Annotated in this window: 1 pseudogene; it reads right to left on the bottom strand. The window is 68.4% G+C overall.

The features are described 5' to 3' along the window. Positions 1-356: 356 nt before the first annotated feature. Positions 357-595: pseudogene (locus AC5LUJ_RS16580) on the bottom strand (hypothetical protein); the annotation flags it as partial.

The following is a 595-nucleotide window of genomic DNA, read 5'->3' as shown; positions in this document are numbered from 1 at the left end:
ATTTCCCGGGCCACCCGGCGGAACACGCGGAATGCACGGAACACGCGGTACGCGCGTGACCTGTATGTGTGTATGCGCGCGTGAGGGCGGTATGCGCGTGTATCGCGAAAGATATTACGGACGATACGGCGGGTGCTCAGCTCGGGCCGTGGACCGGGCCCGGTCGCCAGGGGCCGCGTGACGGCGGTTCGGCATCGGGACCGTAGCCGTCGGCCCACACCGTCCGGCAGTGCGGGCAGTCGCCGGACGTGCCGGACGTACCTGGCCGCGGGCCTTTCGGCGGGTCACCCGGGCCGCGTCGGCGGCGGCGCCGACGGTGCCGCGGACAGTCCAGCGTCAGCAGTGGCACGACAGGTTCAATCATTTTTGATCGGTAACCTTCCCGTTCCGTCGCAGGACGTACAGTTCAGTTTCTTGGTTTCGTTGAACGCACCGTCCTCGTCTGTTCCGCCGATGTCTCTGAGCACCTTTCCCGTGCCGCCGCACAGCCCACAGCTGCGCCAGGTCGGGTTGCCGCGCCGGGTGTCCTGCCGCCGCCGTTGGCCCTTGTCCATACGGTCGCGGTCCTCGCCGGCATCGTCGTCCCGTCGCCGCA

Source organism: Protofrankia sp. CiP1_Cm_nod3 (assembly GCF_982290655.1).
The sequence above is the reverse complement of the archived record's forward strand: the minus strand, read 5'-3'. Positions and strand labels throughout refer to the sequence as shown.